Source organism: Bacteroidota bacterium (genome assembly GCA_016706255.1).
Taxonomy (GTDB): Bacteria; Bacteroidota; Bacteroidia; order Chitinophagales; family BACL12; genus UBA7236.
The window spans coordinates 107,953-126,194 of the sequence record JADJJZ010000011.1 but is presented as its reverse complement, the minus strand read 5'-3'; the positions used below and the strand labels follow the sequence as shown (position 1 = coordinate 126,194).

The window sequence follows — 18,242 nt, the reverse complement described above, 5'->3', positions numbered from 1 at the left end:
AGGTTATTTTCGTGTTATTTTCATGTTAAATTTACAATAATTTGTAAAAATTGCAAGTAGCCATGTTTTATCATAAAATTATTTGACACAACATTTTACGCTACATTTTCTTCAGATATAATAATTTCGCTTTATGAAATATCAAAATTCAATAGTCATTCAAAAACCGATAGACGTAGTAATTGCCCTATTTGATAATCCCGACAACATGAAACACTGGCAACCAAGTTTACAATCTTTTGAGTTGATAAAAGGTGTTGCAGGTCAGCCAGGTGCTGTTTCAAAATTAATTTATCAAATGGGTAACCGACTTGTTGAAATGACTGAAACTATAACTGAACGCAATTTGCCAAAAATATTTGCAGGCATTTATGAAGCTAAAAATGTGTGGAATCACGTCAGCAATTCATTTATTGATAATGGTGATGGAAGCACTACATGGATAACTGAAACTGAATTTAAATTTTCAGGATTCATGATGAAAACAATCAGTACGCTAATGCCTGGAGCTTTTAAAAAACAGTCGCAAAAATTTCTTGATGATTTTAAACTATTTGCTGAAAGCAGCAATTAAAATCATATGCAAAAAATAATCCCGGTTGCTGATATTGATTGCAACCGGGATTATTTTGTGTAATAAATTAATTTAATCTAGTAAGTTCAACAGTTTGCACAGGCGCATAAACTAAAGGCACCTGCTCTACGAGCACATCACTTTTATCCAAACCGAAGGCACGTTCATCACGCTGACTGATCCGTTTTAAAAAGAAATAAGTGTTCATTAATAAACCTTCTTTTAATGAGAATTCATTTTCAACAGAAAGGAATTTTTCGATAACAACAAATTTAAAATCGGGTTCCGCATTATATTTTGTAGAACCATCGGGGCGGATATGGAGATTTAATTCTTTGTTGGCAACGAGTTCCTGAACAATTTTTTTGAAATACAATTCTGTCCTCAACTGCACGCGGAAGCCGACATGGATGGTTACTTTAATTACCTTATCATCTACCAGTTCTGAAACATCGTAGTTTAAAGTGTAAGGATGTTCAGTGCGATTTATGTGAACAAACCAGTAAACATCAGCACGTTTCGGTTTTTTGGAAAAGATGGAGCGAATTACTTTATCTTCAATTTCGTGGCGATAATCAGCTTTTGTTAAATAAATTAAATGTGTCGAAAATTTTGCAATCGCATCATCGTGACTTAATTCAATTAATTGTTTGGTATATTTTCCGATGTCAACAAATTTGGTAAAACGATTATTGATTTTGCGCGCTCTATACCAGATATACATGGTGAGGAAAATAAACATTGCAAAAAACAAGAAGGTCCAGCTTTCTTTAATTTTAACCACGTTCGCAATAAAAAAGGAAATTTCGATTGTTGCAAAAAATGAAACAATTCCGAATACTAAAAACTTATTCCATTTTAATCGATACAACATGAAATAGGTTAATAATACGGTAGTCATTAACATGGTGATGGTGATAAAAAATCCATACGCTGCTTCCATGTGTTCTGATGAACGGAAATATAAAACCGTTCCGACACAACCTAACCACAACATAATATTTACACTCGGGATATAAATCTGTCCTTTTAAATCGGTGGGTTGGCGAACCAAAACTCTCGGCCAGAAGTTTAAGTTCATGGCCTCATTAATTAATGTATAACTACCACTGATTAAAGCCTGAGAAGCAATAATAGCAGCCATTGTGGCGATTAAAATGCCCGGAATAACAAACCAGTGTGGCATCATTTCAAAAAATGGATTTCTGCCATCCAGAGTTGCTCCGCCTTCGTGTAATAACCATGCTGCCTGACCGAGATAATTTATCATTAAACAGGTTTTAACAAAACCCCAGGTAATACGAATATTTTTTCTACCACAATGCCCTAAATCTGAGTACAATGCCTCGGCTCCGGTTGTAGCAAGAAATACAGCACCTAAAAGCCAAAATCCTTTTGGATATAATACCAATAATTCATATGCATACTTTGGGTTTAGCGCTTTAAATACATCCGGATAATGTATAATCTGACTTATTCCAACAACAAACAACATCGAAAACCAAACAACCATTACCGGTCCAAAAGCAGAACCTACTTTTTGTGTCCCGAATCGTTGCATAAAAAAGATGAGTGATAAAATTCCAATTACAATTGGCACAGTTGGAATATGTCCCATTCCCGGAACAATTTCCAATCCTTCCACAGCCGATGAAACAGAAATTGGTGGTGTAATAATACCATCAGCAAGTAATGTAGTTGCACCTAAAATTGTTGGTATCACCAATTTTTTTCCATAACGACGGACTAATGAATACAACGAAAAAATTCCACCTTCACCTTCGTTATCCGCGCGCAACGTAAGCACGATATATTTTAATGTAGTTTGAAAAACAAGTGTCCAGAATATACAGGAAACACCTCCTAACACTAATACTTCTTCAATGGGGCGGTCTAAAACAATGGCTTTTAAAACGTACAGGGGACTTGTTCCGATATCACCATAAATAATTCCAAGAGCTACTAATAATGAGGCTGCTGTAATTTTATTGATCTTACTATCTTTTGCCAGATGCATATCTAATTTATTTTACTATTAATCAACAGACAAGCGATATCCCACGCCTGACTCTGTTACTATGATTGTTGGATTATTGGGATCGTTTTCAATTTTTTTGCGCAATTGTGCAATAAATACACGCAAATATTGTGACTGCTGAATATAACCGGGTCCCCACACTTCACGCAATAAATACTGATGCGTTAATACTTTACCTTCGTTTTTTACAAAGAGCGATAATAACGTATATTCTGTTGCGGTTAATTTAATGAATTCACCGTTTTTACGGACTGTTCTTGCAACCAAATCTATTTCAACACCTTTAAATATGGTTACCATTGCTTCATTTTCTGTAGTTGACTGACGCATGGCTGATCGAATTCGTGCTAATAGTTCACCCGTTCTGAATGGTTTAATTAAATAATCGTTAGCACCTTCATCCAATGCTTTTACAATTTCACTTTCTTCAGAATGAACAGATAAAATAATAATCGGTTTATTGTACCATTCGCGTAATTGTTGCAACACAATGTGACCGCTGGAATCAGGCAAACCTAAATCGAGTAGAATGCAATCCGGTGGATGGTTTGCGGCTTTAATCAATCCTTCTTTTCCGGTATTGGCAACAGCAGTTTTGTATTCACTGCTTTCGAGTGTTATTTGCAACAACTTACAAATTTGCAACTCGTCATCTATGATTAATATTTCCGGATTATTCATTTTTTAAATTTTTCATATATGTAGTTTCAGCAGGAATTATAACCGTAAATTTCGCTCCACCATCTGCAATATTTTCCAATCTTACTGTTCCACCCTGTGCTTCAGCAAAACCTTTTACAATACTTAATCCAAGTCCCGTTCCACCTGCATGTGCATGTTGTAAACGATAAAATTTATCAAAAACATTTTCCAGTTCATCTGCAGGAAAACCGTCACCATTATCCTGAACAATTACTACCAGAAAATCATCCTGAGCAAATGCTTTTATAGTGATTAAAGCATGTTTAGGTGTATAAATTGCTGCATTATAAACCAGATTGTAAATAACCTGATCCATAAGTCCCTGGTCAATTTTAAATAATGGAACATCTTCTTTTACACTTACTATAAAAGGATGTGTTTTGTAATTATCCTTTAAGCGGTTTACAATATCATAAATTAATTCATTGATATCACACCAGTCGAGTTTAGGTGCAATAATTCCTGATTCCAACCGCGACATGTTTAATAAATTTTCCACTTGACGGTTCAGTCGCCATGCCGCTTTGGCTATTTCCTCGGTAAGTTCTCTCCTGTTTGTTTCTGTTAACTTGATATTATCGGTCTGCAAATTATCTGTTGCCCCAATAATAGCTGCTATCGGTGTTTTTAATTCGTGTGATAATGAATTTAATAAGGTATTATATAATTTGAGGGTATTTTCTTTTTCCTCTTTCTTTTGTGTTTGTTTTTCTGTTGAACGAATTTTATTTGTCAGCACAGCATTAACCAAGGCAATTAAAAAATACATCATAAACATCAATGTATCTTCTGTATTACTGATGTGAAAAGTAAAGTGCGGCGGGATGAAGAAAAAATTCCAGATTAAAGCACTCAATACAGCTGCACATAAAACAGGCCAGATGCTGAGAAACATCGCTACCACAGAAACTGTTGCCATTAAAATTAATGCCACTGTTTTGTAACCGATATAGGCTGATAAAAAATAACAGCCGGTGGCCATAATTAACACAGCGAGTGTACTTATAATAAATTGTCGCTGTAAAGAATTTTTGGAAGATAACATACCGGGCATAGCCAATTGTTGTTTAACAACACAAAGGTAATCCTGCTTTTATCAATTTGGTATTAAACGACATGCCCGGGATATAAAGATTTTATAAAGATTTCAGCACATACCGGCAGTGTTGTTTTGTATCACAATGAATAAAACAACATACTAAAATGCTTATGCAGTAGCACTTTCAGCTATTTATCTTACTAAGGTTATATTTCCCTGCATCGATAAATTTTCACCCGTTGTCGACAAATAATTCAGCACATATACGTAACTACCTAAAGGCTGGTCTTCACCTTCAAAGGTGCCGTCCCAACTTAAGTTTGAGGCATTACCGTCAAATACTAATTGCCCCCAACGGTTATAAATTAAAAATGAAATAACTCTGTTCGGATCAATTACAATTACATACACATTATCATTATAACCATCTCCGTTTGGACTAAATGAATTGGGAACAGCAATATCTTCACAATAAGTTATGCGAATGGTATCACTTGGGTCGTTACATAATAAGTCGGATGACACAAAATAGGTGCCTGGTGCATCAACTGTTATTGCGCTTGTTGTTTCACCTGTGCTCCAGGTATAATTCGGCAGACTGCCACCTGCATCAATTAATAGTGTTTCTATGCCTCCGGGAGGACATAAAACCAAGTCTTCTCCCAGTTCAATTGTTGCATTTAAATATGGGTCTTCAGTAAATGTTACTTCATCAGAAAATGTTTCGCAGGCGCTTTCAACGGTTATGGAATATGTTCCTGCTGAAGAAACTGTAATACTTTCATCTGTTTCACCGGTGCTCCATTCGTATGATTCAAAACCCGATGGAACAGTTAAAACAATTTCCCAAGTTGCATCACAAATTAATTGATCATCGCCTAATTCAGGAAACAGTCCAATTGGTTCAATAACATCAACAATAAATGAATCAATAAATGTTGCACAATCGGCATAACCCTGCACGTAATATGTTCCGGATTCTGTTACAACAATATTATCGGTAGTTGCTCCGGTACTCCACAAATAGGCATCATAAGATGGTGAGGCATTTAAAGTAAAAGGCAATTCCGTAAAACAAATTTCTGTTGTTTCTTCTGAGGTGTAAACGGAGTCTTCAACAAATAAAATTGTTGCAGTATCATTAACTACTCCACAGCCTGTTTCCATTTCAAGCCAATAATCTCCTGAGGCATATACCGTAATTTCACTCGTTGTTTCTCCGGTGCTCCATAAATAACTGTTTGCACAAGTTGGTGCAGTTAAAACCAGCGGGGAACACACAACAGTATCAGGCAAATACAACATTGAATCAATTGGACTCACCAGTACATCTTCAATAAATAAATACACCAAAGGTGATGCTGCTAAAACACCACCCTCATAAGCAACAACGGTAACTTCATCATCACCATGAAAATTCCCGATACAAATCCATTCTTCGCCACCTTCTGCTTCAAAAAATCCACATATTTTAGTCCAGTCGCCGGGTGTAGAAATATAATTTCCTGAACCGTTATTATCAATTTGAGGTGTATATGGTAAAACCTCACTGCCAAAAGCATCACCAACCTTTACCGTCGAAAAATAGGCGCCAATTGCATCAGTTGTAGCATGATCGGAACCCGCAAAGTCCGATTGTGTTGCGGGTGCACTCCAAAATTCAACATAATAACATTCGCCGGCAACAAGCGGAGTAGCTAATTTACGTTGCACATATTCGCGATATATAAATGAATTATTGTCGTATAAATCGGTCCAAAACCCGCCATAAGCATCACCGGTTCTGGCAGGTTGATCATCAGAAAATAAATTATCGGGCACACTAACCATAGAACCCGGCCCCGCACAAGCGTTATAATAATCGGGGGTTCCGCCACTTCCTGCATACCAATCATCGCAATAATTATCTGTTGCAAATTCGAAGCCTGAAATACTAACAGGGCATGCATTATACACTTCAAAACTCGGATTAGGGACAAGATTATACTGAGCAGATGATATCTGTATAATCACCATACCGCACAACAAGAGGAGGAGTTTTGTTTGCATTGGTTCTTTTTTTCAAATATAGAAAAAACCAATCAGGAATTCAAAAGTTAAAATTGTAACGATACGTTTTAAGGCATTGGGCCAAACAATTCAATTAATTTTTTCTCCCGGTAATCGAAAATGTTTTTTAATTGTGCTTTAATAAATAAGCTATTGGCAATACTGCCTAAAAATCCCATTGGAGGCTGATAAGTAACAATATCGCGCATTTCAACGCCTCCGTTTATTTCTTTTAAGTGATGTTCATGATGCCAGATGCGGTAAGGGCCTACACGTTGTTCGTCAATAAAAAATTGCAAATCTTTTACCTGCGTAATTTCGGTAACCCAAACCATAGGGATATTTAAAACCGGACGAACAGTATATTTTATCATCATGCCCGGATATACTTTTTCGGGCAAATTTTCTGTTAAAATGTGAAACCCCATGTGGTCGGGCGTAATTTCTTTTAAATTTTTTGCAGAAGAAAGAAAATCCCAAGCCTGTTGTAAGGTGATTGGCAAATTTTGTTTTGTGTTGATTGTATATACGCCCATAATTTTATTTAATGCTGTTCATGCCACCGTCCACATGTAAAATTTCTCCGGTCATCCAACTACTGTTTTCCGACAACAAAAATGCAGTCATTTTTGCAATATCCGATACATTTCCAATTCTTTTTAATGGGTGTCGTTGTGCATTCGCTTCAATTTTTTCCGGTGTGTTTAATAAATCTGATGCCAATGGTGTGTTGGTGATAGAAGGTGCAATACAATTGAATCGTATTTTAGGTGCAAATTCGGCGGCTAAAGCTCTGGTTAATCCTTCCACAGCTCCTTTTGATGCCGATACCAGCGAATGGAATGTAAACCCGCGCTGGACGGCAACTGTAGAGTATAAAACAACCGAAGCCTGTTCACTGTTTTTAAGCGCAGGTAAAGCAGCCTGAATTATTTTTATTGCGCCAACAACCTGCAACTGATAATCTTTTAAAAAATCAGCTTCGTTAATTCTGGCAAATGGTTTTAATAAAATACTTCCCGGACAATAAACCAAACCGTCGAGCTTTTCAGGAATAAATGTTATCGGATTGTTATTAAATACATCAAATTCATGAAAATTTACATTTGAAATATCCTTTTTGTAATTTTTACAATAAGTAGCGATTACCGTATTTTTTTCAGCAAGTTCATCAACCACTGCAGCACCAATTCCGGATGAACCACCAACTACTAAATAAGTTTTCATTTAAGTGATACCTTTTTTATTTCTTTTACATTTTTCGCTGCAATAAATTACTTCGTTCCAAACCTTTTCCCATTTTTTTCTCCATGCAAATTCACGTTTACAAACAGGGCAGGTTTTTTGGGGGAGATGCAATTTTTTGTGCACTGTTACTTATCGATATTTAATTCAACTTTACGTGTTTTAATTAACTCATTTACATAAAGTGTATCGCCTTCTAAATCAGGTGTAACGGTGAGTAATAAATATTTCTTTTTATTTTCATAAAAGAAAATTTCCTGTCCCTCTTTTAATGAAACACCACTATTCGAAAATGGCGACAAGTTTGGATTCATCACAGTTGGAATATTGAGCGGGATTGACTTTGCGCTGTCGTTGCGCAGTGTAAACGAATAATAATCTTTAGGTGCTGAAGTTACCATTACCAAACTCAGCAAAGTGGCTAGAATCATGTTCATAGATGCAATTTTTATTAAAACACGGTATGGTGAGGATTGTTCATTTGGGGATTAATTAGCTTATTAGCAAATTTGCTGAAGGGATTTCGTGCTAAAAATTTCAATTATTCGACAAATTCAGCTACTTCATTGGCGCAATAGCACATTAATATTTTAGATGTTCATTTTAGGAACAAAACCACTAAGGCGCTAAGGCCGCTAAGTATCGCTAATTGAATGGTATTAAAACTTTGTGTCACTTTGTGGCCTTTGGTTCTTTGCGGTTATGGCTGTTAAATTGATTAATTAGCAAATTAGCCGATTAGCAAATTAGCTAATGTGGGTTTATCGATTAGATGACAATTTGAGTTTAATTCGGAAGTATAGCATAGAGGCTGTGGTTTTCGGATGACAATTTGAGTTTAATTCGGATGGTGAATCAGAAAATTAGCAAATTAGAAGATGTTGGCTTTTCGATTGAATGACTATCGGAGGTATAATTAGCTAATTTGCTAATTAACTAATTTGCTAATTACCTTATTTGCTAAATAGCTCCTGCTGATTTAAAGTTTTACTACCTTCTCAACAACCGTATTTGTGCCATCTGTAATTTCTACCAAATAGTTACCTTTTTGTAATCCCTTTAATGGAATTGCATAACTGTTTATGCCCTCTCGTCCGTTTTCTGAACGTGAGTATAATTGTTCGCCTTTTAAATTATAGACATTTAGGGTGATATTTTCGTTTTGCTGCAAGGTAAATTCAACCACAATCTGATTATCAAATGGATTCGGATAAAGATTCAGTACATTTATAGGCTCCTGTTTCTGATTGGGATATATAAAACGAATATACTTTTGTTCTGCTATTGGCAAACCGCTGATATCAGCATACCCACCCTTCATATACAGGCAAATAAACATATTATCTGTAGCGGTATCCAATTTAATATGACTGCCATTTTGAAAAATTAATGAATCACCTTCGTCGAGGGTGATATAAACATTATCAAATTTGTCGCTTGCATCAGATATTTTAACCGTATTTCCGATAATTAATTTGGCATTTTTTCTTAATTCAATCGCACTTCCGGAATGCAACCATAACATACCTGAACCCGATAAACCATATTCGAGTTTTGCATTATCATCAACAATAAAAGTAGAGCCCGGGTAAAAATTAAAACAAGATCCCGGTGTCGGCAAATCAATCATACCACCACGGTAAATAAATGACACGCGATTGCCATAAATAACATCGTAGGCTTCGCACATCATACCATCATCTTCTAAGATTAAATTTACAGCATGTGGAACAGTGTCAACGAGCGGCATACTTCCTGCTAATAACGTATAATTTTGTTGTATAAAAGTATTCCAATTTGAGAATGTAATATCAATTATTTTACTATAATCCGTATTGGGTTCCGGCATTGCTAAAAGTGTATCTATTGTTAGAACGGATGGGTAATCAGGCTTATCATACACTCCAAGATAGTATTGAGTCCCTCCTATCCAGTCGATGTAATTTATGTTATAATGATCATCTGCACCAAAATATCCTCCACCAATAAAATCTTCAATAATTTCAGTTTCATAAACCGGCTCTACATATGGTATTTGCAAATAAATGATATCTTCTATATCCATCTTCAGATTAAGCTTAAAAATAAAAGAAGCGATATACTGCTCTTCAAATTTAGAACTTGCAAAACAAATATCGTAGCTGTAACCGTTTGTACTTAGGTTCAGGTATTGTTGTTCAATTACAAAGGTAGTATCAGTATTATCAGGATGTTCGAGACCAAGTATTATTGCACTTTTGTAATACTCAATTGTATCGGCTCCAATTTCAAAATCTTCAAAATAATAACCATAAAGAGATAAATGATACACAAAATTTGAGTCCAACTTAATCTTATTGGTATCATTAAAAACTGCTTTTAAAAATACAGGTTTTGAAGTGTCCATTTCATCAATATCAAACGAAATCCCATAATAACCTGGATCTGCCTTGGTGGAAATACATAATGTAGTGTCTACCGGGCCATACGACGTATTATCCAATGTTTGGTAAGCTATCCAACCTGCAGCCAGGTCTACAAATTGTATCGTGTCATAAGTGCAGGGAACATTAATCAACTCGCCAACATTTTCCTGATCAGGAATTTGTTGGGCAGATATACCAAAAGGCTTAAGCAACAACAGGGCAACCAAAATATAAAACGTTTTCATGATGCGAATTTGAAATCAAATTTAACAAAATAAAATCTTTGAGGTTAATTAGCTAATTAGCTGATTAGCAAATTTGCTGAAGGGATTTCGTGCTAAAAATTTCAATTATTCGACAAATTCAGCTACTTCATTGGCGCAATAGCACATTAATATTTTAGATGTTCATTTTAGGAACAAAACCACTAAGGCGCTAAGGCCGCTAAGTATCGCTAAGTGAATGGTATTAAAACTTTGTGTCACTTTGTGGCCTTTGGTTCTTTGCGGTTATGGCTGTTAAATTGATTAATTAGCAAATTAGCTAATGGGAGTTTTCGTTTGGATGGCAATCAGAGAATAAATTAGCAAATTAGCCGATTAGCAAATTAGCTAATGGGGGTTTATCGTTTTAATGACAATTTAAGATAAATTCGACAGTTCAATTAGCAAATTGAACACAGGTTTAATATTTATTACCCTCAACGGGAGCTCCGAATTAAATTTTAGCTCAAATTCGGCTGTTCCATTGGTACATTGGTACATCGGCACATTGGTACATTATCCGGCTGTTAATCAGCACATCAACAAATTAGCACATCAGCACATTAGAAGAGCTTCGTCTGCTCCCCTTTATCCTTCGCCTTTTTATCTAAATCCCATTCCATTTGAGTGCCAACTTTTACATCAGTTTTCTTTTTGGAGGGAGTTTCTTCTTCGGTTGTTTCTTCAGTTTCACCTTTTTTGCCGGTTACTTTTTTAATTTCATATTGGCTCAAACGGTTGCCCTGACTTTTCCAGCCTTTGATGTCGATGAAGTCGGCTACTTCAATTAATTCAGTTACCTCCTCTCCTTTTCTGCCTTTTACAAGAATCAATTCAAGAACAGGAAATGGATGATTGGTTGCATAATATAATTTTGAACCGGGGGTTTCCGAAATAAATGGGTATTTTTTGTCGGGCACAATTGCTTCTATGTAGAAACGTTTTACGTACATATTTTTCGAAGCATTATCCCAATAAGCTGCAGAAATCACATCATTCTCATTAAATTTTTCTACCAGCATCACATCGCGCATTTCGAATCGGTTGCTGAGTTCAAAATTAGTGAGCTCATAATTGCCATCACGATATATAACCAGTATATTATCTCCTGTATCAAATTCACCTAAATATCTGCCTCTTGAATCAATATTTAATCTGCCTACTGTTTCATCCAGCCACAATTTTCTTCCGCCTAAAGTGGAAGTGCCTTTTTCTTTTTGCACCACTTTGCGCAAACCATATTTGGTGATGGTATTACCCATACTGGAACGTCCCTTCACAGCCAATTCACCAAAATCAAAATCGAATATTTTTATTTTAGCTTTTGCATTTGGATGTAATTGAATATTTACAACTTCACTTTCGCTGTTCGGATTTGCAGAAAAATACCATACTTTACTTTTAGGATTACCCTGTGTAAGATCATATTCTTTATCACGCGTTATAGCCGTAACATTAAATCGTTTTGCAAATGCCTTTCCGCTTTTACTGTCGGAATAAATCATGTGATACGTCATACGCTCGTCTTCTTTTTTCCACACTGCCGCGTAAACAATCTTTTTACCGATAAATACTTTATCAGCAATGCGCACTACTTTCATTTTACCTTCATCCGTAAAGGCAATAATATCATCTATATCGGAACAGTCACAAATAAATTCATCCTTTTTCAATCCGAAACCAACGAAACCCTCTTCCCTATTGACATACAGCTTGGCGTTGTTTGCCACAACCGCTTTGGCTTCTATGGTATCAAATTTTCTGATTTCCGATTTGCGTTCTCTTCCCTTGCCGTATTTTTTCAGTAAATCTTCAAAATATTTAATTGCATAATCGGTGAGGTGACGTAAATTATGTTTCACCTCTTTCATTTCATTTTCCAATGCACGAATATATTCATCCGCTTTAAATGCATCGAATTTTGAAATACGTTTGATTTTTATTTCCGTCAACCGAACAATATCATCTTCCGTAACCTCACGAACCAATAATTTTTTATATGGGTCTAATCCTTTATCGATTGTTTTAATTACTGCTTCCCAGGTTTCACATTCTTCAATATCGCGGTAAATTCTGTTTTCAATAAATATTTTTTCGAGCGAGCTGAAATGCCATTTTTCGTTTAATTCCTCTAAACGTAATTCCAACTCCAGCTTGAGCAGGTTTTTTGTATTTTTTGTTGAGCGGCGAAGAATTTCATCTACCGTTAAAAATAAAGGTGTATCATCTTCAATCACACAAGTAGAAGGTGAAATCGAAATTTCGCAATCCGTAAACGCATATAACGCATCAACAGTAACATCAGGCGAAACACCCGCTGCTAATTCAATGGCAATTTCAACATCTTTGGCAGTATTATCCGTTACTTTTTTTATTTTAATTTTCCCTTTATCATTTGCTTTGATAATTGAGTCAATTAAGGATGATGTTGTGGTACCGTAAGGTATTTCTTTTATTAAAATTGTTTTTTTGTCCGCAACTTCCATTTTTGCGCGACAACGAATTTTGCTTCCGCGTTCTCCGCTGTTGTAATCGGAAACATCTATATATCCGCCATTGGCAAAATCGGGTAAAATTTTGGTGGGATTTCCCTTTAATACTTCAATACTTGCCAAAATCAATTCACAAAAATTATGGGTCAGGATTTTGGTTGATAAACCCACCGCAATACCTTCAACACCCATTGCTAAAACAAGTGGAAATTTAACCGGTAGAAAAACAGGTTCGGCTTTACGGCCGTCGTAACTTAATTGCCATTCGGTAGTTTCTTTATTAAAAACAACTTCTAAGGCAAATTTGGATAAACGTGCTTCAATATAACGCGGAGCAGCAGCATCATCGCCGGTTCTTACATCGCCCCAGTTACCTTGCGTTTCGATTAGCAGATCTTTCTGACCAATATTTACCAAAGCATCGCCAATTGCAGCATCACCGTGTGGGTGATATTGCATGGTTTGTCCAATAACATTGGCCACCTTGTGAAAACGACCGTCGTCCATTTCGCGCATGGCATGTAAAATGCGGCGTTGAACGGGTTTCACACCATCGCGGATATCAGGCACAGCGCGTTCCAGGATTACATAACTCGCATAATCCAGAAACCAGTCCTTATACATGCCCGAAACATGCGTAACACCGGTTTTCACAGGCATTGGGGTAATATCCTGCGATTTTCCTTCTTCCTCTTCTTCGTTTTTATCGGTTTTTTTCTTTGCCATGATACTTATAAATGCTGCCTTTTAAGGCAAAGCCAAAAATAAACATAAGGTATAGAGCATAATACAGAAGTTTTCCACCTAACAAGTGGCAAAGGGTGTTTTTTGTGACAAATAGCTAACCCTACCCAACCATGGAAGCATTAGTTACGTGTATAGTATTGAAAGTATTTAATCATAACTAAAAACAGGTTTTATGAACAGAAATTTGAGTAAAATGTATGCGCTCCTCCTCGTGTTACTCGCCATTGCTTATGCATCTTGTGATGAGTTTCCTTTTGATGGATTAGGCGGTGCTGACCCTGACCTGACAGACACAATTTATGACCCGGGTGACTCCATTTGGATTGATGAAGGAGACACGACAGATATCGGATGGCCGGATGATTCCACCGATATCGATTGGCCCGGCGATACTATAGGCTGGCCTGAAGATTCAATAATCTGGCCCGGTGATTCAATTTATGAAGATTCGATTCCGTAAATGCTGATAGGTTCCTTCCCGCTCCTTTTTTGGGGTGGGAAGGATTTTTAATTGCTGTTCATAATTACAACTGTTCAACATAAAAAACTTTGTTTACGATAAAACAAATACAATATGACCGTATAACTTTACCACTTAAAGACAACACATTTGTCTATAGCCACAACATGGGCATAACGCCGGAATTATTAAACCAATCAGCAACAGGGAATAAGCAGGCCCAATATGCATTATACAAACAGAGTTATAGTTTGTTAATGGGTATCTGTTCACGTTATGCCAAAAATTTCGACGATGCAATGGCTTTATTAAATGAAGGTTTTCTCAAAATTTTATTAAACGCAGACAAACGTAAAAGCCACGTCCCACCTGAGTTATGGATGCGACGTATTATGATTAATACCATAATTGATGCCTTCAGAAAAAATAAACTGTATAATGAACAAACACGATTAAAAGATTTTTCTGATCACCAAACCGTTAATTATGAGCAACATTCCGTTGACAATGATTACGATAAAGAAATTAGCAGTGAACAGTTAAACAATATGCTCCAAAAATTGCCTGAAGTAACGGGGAAAGTATTTAACCTTTTTGCAATTGACGGGTATAGTCATAAAGAAATTGCCGACTTACTTAAAATAAGCGAAGGCACAAGTAAATGGCATGTAAATAATGCCCGCACACTTTTAAAACAAATGATAAACGAACTTAGTTAAGTAATTTAATTATGTCAGATAAAAGGAACAATAAAAACGAGCAGCATCCGGTAGATAAAATCTTTCGGGATGGACTGCACGACCGTCCTTTTGAGTTTGATGAAAAATACTGGGATGATGCTCAAAAAACCCTAAGTAATTTCGATACACTCAAAAAAGGTAAAGGTGGCAACAGATTAAAATTCTGGTTGTTCGGTGCTGCTTTTGTCGCAGTAGGTATTTGCACCTATCTGGCATTAAACAATTACAATAAGCAACAAAATGAAGATCAAATTGCTAAAAACAACAATACTGAAATATTTAAGGAAGATAGAACTGGCGAAGAATTAAACACTAAACACCAATCAACATCAAAAAGTTCCCAAAAAAATGAAAATATTTTGGGGGTAGATGACAATTCACAATCATCTGATAATCAACAAGTTAAAAATGTAAATTCAGGCATCAAGGACAAAATCCTGAAAAAAACGAAAGGTTTACGGAAACAAAAGATGGAAGATAAAGCAGCAACGGAAAATAATGCAATGGTGAAGAATGGAAATTCCGCCACAGTTAAGCCGGCTACCATTATTTCATCCGAAACCAAAACAAATAACAATCAGCAAACACTAATAGATGATGTAACAATCGTGGTAGCTAATAATAGCGAAAAAACAGCCGACCCTGTAGCGACTAAAGATGAAACTCCGGCAAATAAAACTGAGGTAATTCAGGAAGCCGATAATGTTATTGCGGACAATGAAAATCAAGTTAAAAGTAATGAGCCTTTAGACATCCTAACAAAGACAAACGATTCAATTGGTGCAGAAACTAAACAAGAACCAACCATTTCCAATAATACGAAACAACCTTCTCCAAAAAAATCGTTTACGCCAAAGTGGTTTGCAGAAGCTGCTTTTGGAGTTGATTTTGTTCAAACTAACTTAAGCACCAACAATCCTAATTTGAACGACTGGATTAATTATCGCAATAACAATGAAAGTATAGTTAACAGTTTTGGGTTATCTGTTAATGGCGGATTATTGATAAATAACTTCAGCATTGCAGCTGGTGTAAATGCTTACAATTATCAATCTGAAGTGGATTATGCTTTTACAAGTTACACAAGTGATACTATTATGGAATACATTTATGATACTTTCATGATAGTGATTGATTCCTTTGCTATAATTACGATCGATTCTTTCGAAGAAACGTTTTCAGGAACCAACAAAATCAGTTACCTCGAATTTCCTTTATTAGTTGGATATCAATATCATGCCGGTAATTGGGTGTTTGCCCTACAAACCGGTCCTGCATTGGCTTTAACGAATTCGGTTTCGGTGACTTATCCAAATGATTCGGTGAGTGGTTTCGAGGAAATTAGTTTAAGTTATTTCAAACAATCTAATTTTAACTGGATAGCAAAACCTTCCATTCAGTATATGATTACCGACCAAATCGGATTAGGTTTAAACGGATTAATGCGATGGAATTTAGGTTCAGTAAATTCAGATGCAACAATTGATCAGCGATTTACAGGATACGGAGTTCAACTCGGATTGAGGATAGAATTTTAAGGAATTGATAATACACTGTAATATCAATTCCTTAAATCAATAAAAAAGTATTTTAAAAGAAAAAATTTATTCAGCTTCCGCCTCAATAACTTCCTCTTCTTCTATTACATCTTTTTCAACACGTAAATTTTTGATAATAAATCCCTGGCGTTCAGGTGTGTTTTTTCCCATATAATATTCGAGCGTACTTTGTATGGTTTGTTCTTTGCCGATGATTACGGGTTCAAGGCGAATATTTTCACCAATAAATCCGCTGAATTCATCAGGTGAAATCTCACCAAGACCTTTGAAGCGTGTGATTTCCGGCTTATTACCCAATTTGTTTACGGCATTTTGTTTTTCTGTTTGCGAATAACAATAAATGGTATCTTTTTTATTCCGCACCCTGAATAATGGTGTCTGCAAAATATACACGTGATTGTTTTTTACCAGGTCAGGGAAAAACTGAAGGAAGAAGGTCAGCAATAACAATCGTATATGCATACCATCCACATCGGCATCTGTTGCAATTACAATTTGATTGTACCGTAATCCTTCAATACCATCTTCTATATTTAATGCGTGTTGCAATAAATTAAATTCCTCATTTTCGTATACAATTTTTTTAGTTAGTCCGTATACATTTAATGGTTTACCTTTTAACGAAAATACAGCCTGTGTTTCCACGTCACGGGCTTTGGTAATACTACCACTGGCGCTATCCCCTTCCGTAATAAATAAGGTCGAATTATTTGTTTTTTCGTGTTTATCTTCCCCTAAATGGAAGCGACAATCACGCAGTTTTTTGTTGTGGAGATTTGCCTTTTTAGCACGTTCATTAGCTAATTTTTTAATACCTGCTATATCTTTTCTTTCACGTTCATTTTGTAAGATACGTTTAAGTAATGCATCGGCTGTAGTCGGATTTTTATGGAGATAATTGTCGAGTTCTTTTTTAATAAAATCTACCACAAAACTTTTAACCGTAATGCCATCGGGAGCAATATTGATAGAGCCCAGTTTAGTTTTAGTTTGCGATTCAAAAACGGGCTCCTGCACGCGTATAGCAATGGCTCCAACAATAGCCTGACGAATATCGGAAGCATCAAAATCTTTTTTGTAAAACTCACGCACGGTTTTTACAATTCCTTCACGAAAAGCAGCAAGGTGTGTTCCACCCTGAGTGGTAAATTGTCCGTTTACAAATGAATAATATTCTTCACCATACTCATTATTATGGGTAAGTGCCAATTCAATATCGTCGCCTTTTAAATGTATAATCGGGTAACGTAAATCTTCTTCATTCGTTTTGCGTTTTAATAAGTCGAGTAAGCCGTTTTGCGAATAATATTTTTGTCCGTTATAATGAATAGTTAATCCGGCATTTAAAAAAACATAATTCCACAACTGATTATCGAGATATTCAGGAATAAAATGATAATTTTTAAAGATGGCATTATCAGGGATAAATGTAACTAATGTGCCGTCTTTCTGATCGGTTTTAGTGATGCTATTATCTTTCTTCAAAATTCCCTTTTCAAATTCAGCCATTTTAGTTTTTCCTTCACGAAAGGCCTCTACACGAAAGTAGTGACTTAAAGCATTAACCGCCTTGGTTCCCACGCCATTTAAACCAACCGATTTTTGAAAAGCCGCAGAGTCATATTTCGCTCCGGTGTTCATAACGCTCACACACTCAATCACTTTCCCCAGCGGAATACCCCGACCGTAATCGCGAACCGTAACTTTATATTCTTCTATTTCAACTTCAATTTTTTTCCCGTAACCCATCATATATTCATCGATGGCGTTATCGATAACTTCTTTTACCAGAATGTAAATACCATCATCCGCCGATGAACCATCACCAAGTTTACCAATATACATCCCCGGACGCATCCGCATGTGTTCAATCCAGTCGAGGGTCCTGATATGATCTTCCGAATAATTATAGTTCGTGTTAGCCATAGC

Annotated in this window: 15 protein-coding genes; 4 read left to right on the top strand and 11 right to left on the bottom strand. The window is 36.0% G+C overall.

Going from position 1 to position 18,242, the window contains the following annotated elements:
• Positions 1-133: 133 nt before the first annotated feature.
• Positions 134-574 (top strand): SRPBCC family protein, encoded by a 441-nt coding sequence (locus tag IPI65_15050; protein ID MBK7442790.1) that lies wholly within the window; start codon positions 134-136, stop codon positions 572-574.
• A 67-nt stretch (positions 575-641) separates the two neighbouring features.
• Here the strand turns inward: IPI65_15050 and IPI65_15045 are convergent, their stop codons facing one another.
• From IPI65_15045 to IPI65_15000, 10 genes are all read right to left on the bottom strand, one after another.
• Complete coding sequence (locus IPI65_15045) at positions 642-2,591, bottom strand: KUP/HAK/KT family potassium transporter (GenBank protein MBK7442789.1); 1,950 nt, start codon at positions 2,589-2,591, stop codon at positions 642-644.
• Between the two features lie 18 nt (positions 2,592-2,609).
• A complete protein-coding gene (locus IPI65_15040) occupies positions 2,610-3,293 on the bottom strand; it encodes a response regulator (GenBank protein MBK7442788.1) in 684 nt (227 codons plus the stop codon).
• Entirely contained in the window at positions 3,286-4,368 is a 1,083-nt protein-coding gene (locus tag IPI65_15035) for a DUF4118 domain-containing protein (GenBank protein MBK7442787.1), read from the bottom strand. The genes IPI65_15040 and IPI65_15035 overlap by 8 nt, the downstream gene beginning before the upstream one ends.
• Before the next feature lie 177 nt (positions 4,369-4,545).
• On the bottom strand, positions 4,546-6,402 hold the full coding sequence (locus IPI65_15030; GenBank protein MBK7442786.1) for a gliding motility-associated C-terminal domain-containing protein: 1,857 nt from the start codon (positions 6,400-6,402) through the stop codon (positions 4,546-4,548).
• 68 nt (positions 6,403-6,470) lie between these two features.
• A complete protein-coding gene (locus IPI65_15025) occupies positions 6,471-6,938 on the bottom strand; it encodes an SRPBCC family protein (GenBank protein MBK7442785.1) in 468 nt (155 codons plus the stop codon).
• A 4-nt stretch (positions 6,939-6,942) separates the two neighbouring features.
• Positions 6,943-7,629: an SDR family oxidoreductase gene (locus IPI65_15020; protein ID MBK7442784.1), complete on the bottom strand. Its 687-nt coding sequence runs from the start codon at positions 7,627-7,629 to the stop codon at positions 6,943-6,945.
• Positions 7,630-7,773 (bottom strand): DUF2256 domain-containing protein, encoded by a 144-nt coding sequence (locus tag IPI65_15015; GenBank protein ID MBK7442783.1) that lies wholly within the window; start codon positions 7,771-7,773, stop codon positions 7,630-7,632.
• Positions 7,774-7,775: 2 nt separating this feature from the next.
• Positions 7,776-8,084: a hypothetical protein gene (locus tag IPI65_15010; protein MBK7442782.1), complete on the bottom strand. Its 309-nt coding sequence runs from the start codon at positions 8,082-8,084 to the stop codon at positions 7,776-7,778.
• A 542-nt stretch (positions 8,085-8,626) separates the two neighbouring features.
• Positions 8,627-10,297, bottom strand: coding sequence for a T9SS type A sorting domain-containing protein (locus IPI65_15005; protein MBK7442781.1), 1,671 nt, complete (start codon positions 10,295-10,297; stop codon positions 8,627-8,629).
• A gap of 581 nt (positions 10,298-10,878) precedes the next feature.
• On the bottom strand, positions 10,879-13,533 hold the full coding sequence (locus tag IPI65_15000) for a DNA gyrase/topoisomerase IV subunit A (protein MBK7442780.1): 2,655 nt from the start codon (positions 13,531-13,533) through the stop codon (positions 10,879-10,881).
• A gap of 193 nt (positions 13,534-13,726) precedes the next feature.
• Here IPI65_15000 and IPI65_14995 point away from each other — a divergent pair, with 193 nt between their 5' ends.
• The 3 genes from IPI65_14995 to IPI65_14985 all read left to right on the top strand — a co-directional run bounded on the left by IPI65_14995 (position 13,727) and on the right by IPI65_14985 (position 16,292).
• Positions 13,727-14,014, top strand: a complete 288-nt coding sequence (locus IPI65_14995) for a hypothetical protein (protein MBK7442779.1) — start codon at positions 13,727-13,729, stop codon at positions 14,012-14,014.
• Positions 14,015-14,103: 89 nt separating this feature from the next.
• Entirely contained in the window at positions 14,104-14,733 is a 630-nt protein-coding gene (locus tag IPI65_14990; GenBank protein MBK7442778.1) for an RNA polymerase sigma factor, read from the top strand.
• 11 nt (positions 14,734-14,744) lie between these two features.
• Positions 14,745-16,292: a hypothetical protein gene (locus IPI65_14985; protein MBK7442777.1), complete on the top strand. Its 1,548-nt coding sequence runs from the start codon at positions 14,745-14,747 to the stop codon at positions 16,290-16,292.
• Positions 16,293-16,358: 66 nt separating this feature from the next.
• Here the strand turns inward: IPI65_14985 and IPI65_14980 are convergent, their stop codons facing one another.
• Positions 16,359-18,239, bottom strand: coding sequence for a type IIA DNA topoisomerase subunit B (locus tag IPI65_14980; protein MBK7442776.1), 1,881 nt, complete (start codon positions 18,237-18,239; stop codon positions 16,359-16,361).
• Positions 18,240-18,242 lie beyond the last annotated feature (3 nt).

Bases quoted from the DNA above. Each gene is read 5' to 3' on its own strand.
- IPI65_15010 (MBK7442782.1), bottom strand. From the start codon at position 8,084: ATGAACATGATTCTAGCCACTTTGCTGAGTTTGGTAATGGTAACTTCA.
- IPI65_15000 (MBK7442780.1), bottom strand. From the start codon at position 13,533: ATGGCAAAGAAAAAAACCGATAAAAACGAAGAAGAGGAAGAAGGAAAA.
- IPI65_14995 (MBK7442779.1), top strand. From the start codon at position 13,727: ATGAACAGAAATTTGAGTAAAATGTATGCGCTCCTCCTCGTGTTACTC.
- IPI65_15050 (MBK7442790.1), top strand. From the start codon at position 134: ATGAAATATCAAAATTCAATAGTCATTCAAAAACCGATAGACGTAGTA.
- IPI65_15045 (MBK7442789.1), bottom strand. From the start codon at position 2,591: ATGCATCTGGCAAAAGATAGTAAGATCAATAAAATTACAGCAGCCTCA.
- IPI65_14980 (MBK7442776.1), bottom strand. From the start codon at position 18,239: ATGGCTAACACGAACTATAATTATTCGGAAGATCATATCAGGACCCTC.
- IPI65_15005 (MBK7442781.1), bottom strand. From the start codon at position 10,297: ATGAAAACGTTTTATATTTTGGTTGCCCTGTTGTTGCTTAAGCCTTTT.
- IPI65_14985 (MBK7442777.1), top strand. From the start codon at position 14,745: ATGTCAGATAAAAGGAACAATAAAAACGAGCAGCATCCGGTAGATAAA.
- IPI65_15025 (MBK7442785.1), bottom strand. From the start codon at position 6,938: ATGGGCGTATATACAATCAACACAAAACAAAATTTGCCAATCACCTTA.
- IPI65_15020 (MBK7442784.1), bottom strand. From the start codon at position 7,629: ATGAAAACTTATTTAGTAGTTGGTGGTTCATCCGGAATTGGTGCTGCA.
- IPI65_15035 (MBK7442787.1), bottom strand. From the start codon at position 4,368: ATGCCCGGTATGTTATCTTCCAAAAATTCTTTACAGCGACAATTTATT.
- IPI65_15030 (MBK7442786.1), bottom strand. From the start codon at position 6,402: ATGCAAACAAAACTCCTCCTCTTGTTGTGCGGTATGGTGATTATACAG.
- IPI65_15040 (MBK7442788.1), bottom strand. From the start codon at position 3,293: ATGAATAATCCGGAAATATTAATCATAGATGACGAGTTGCAAATTTGT.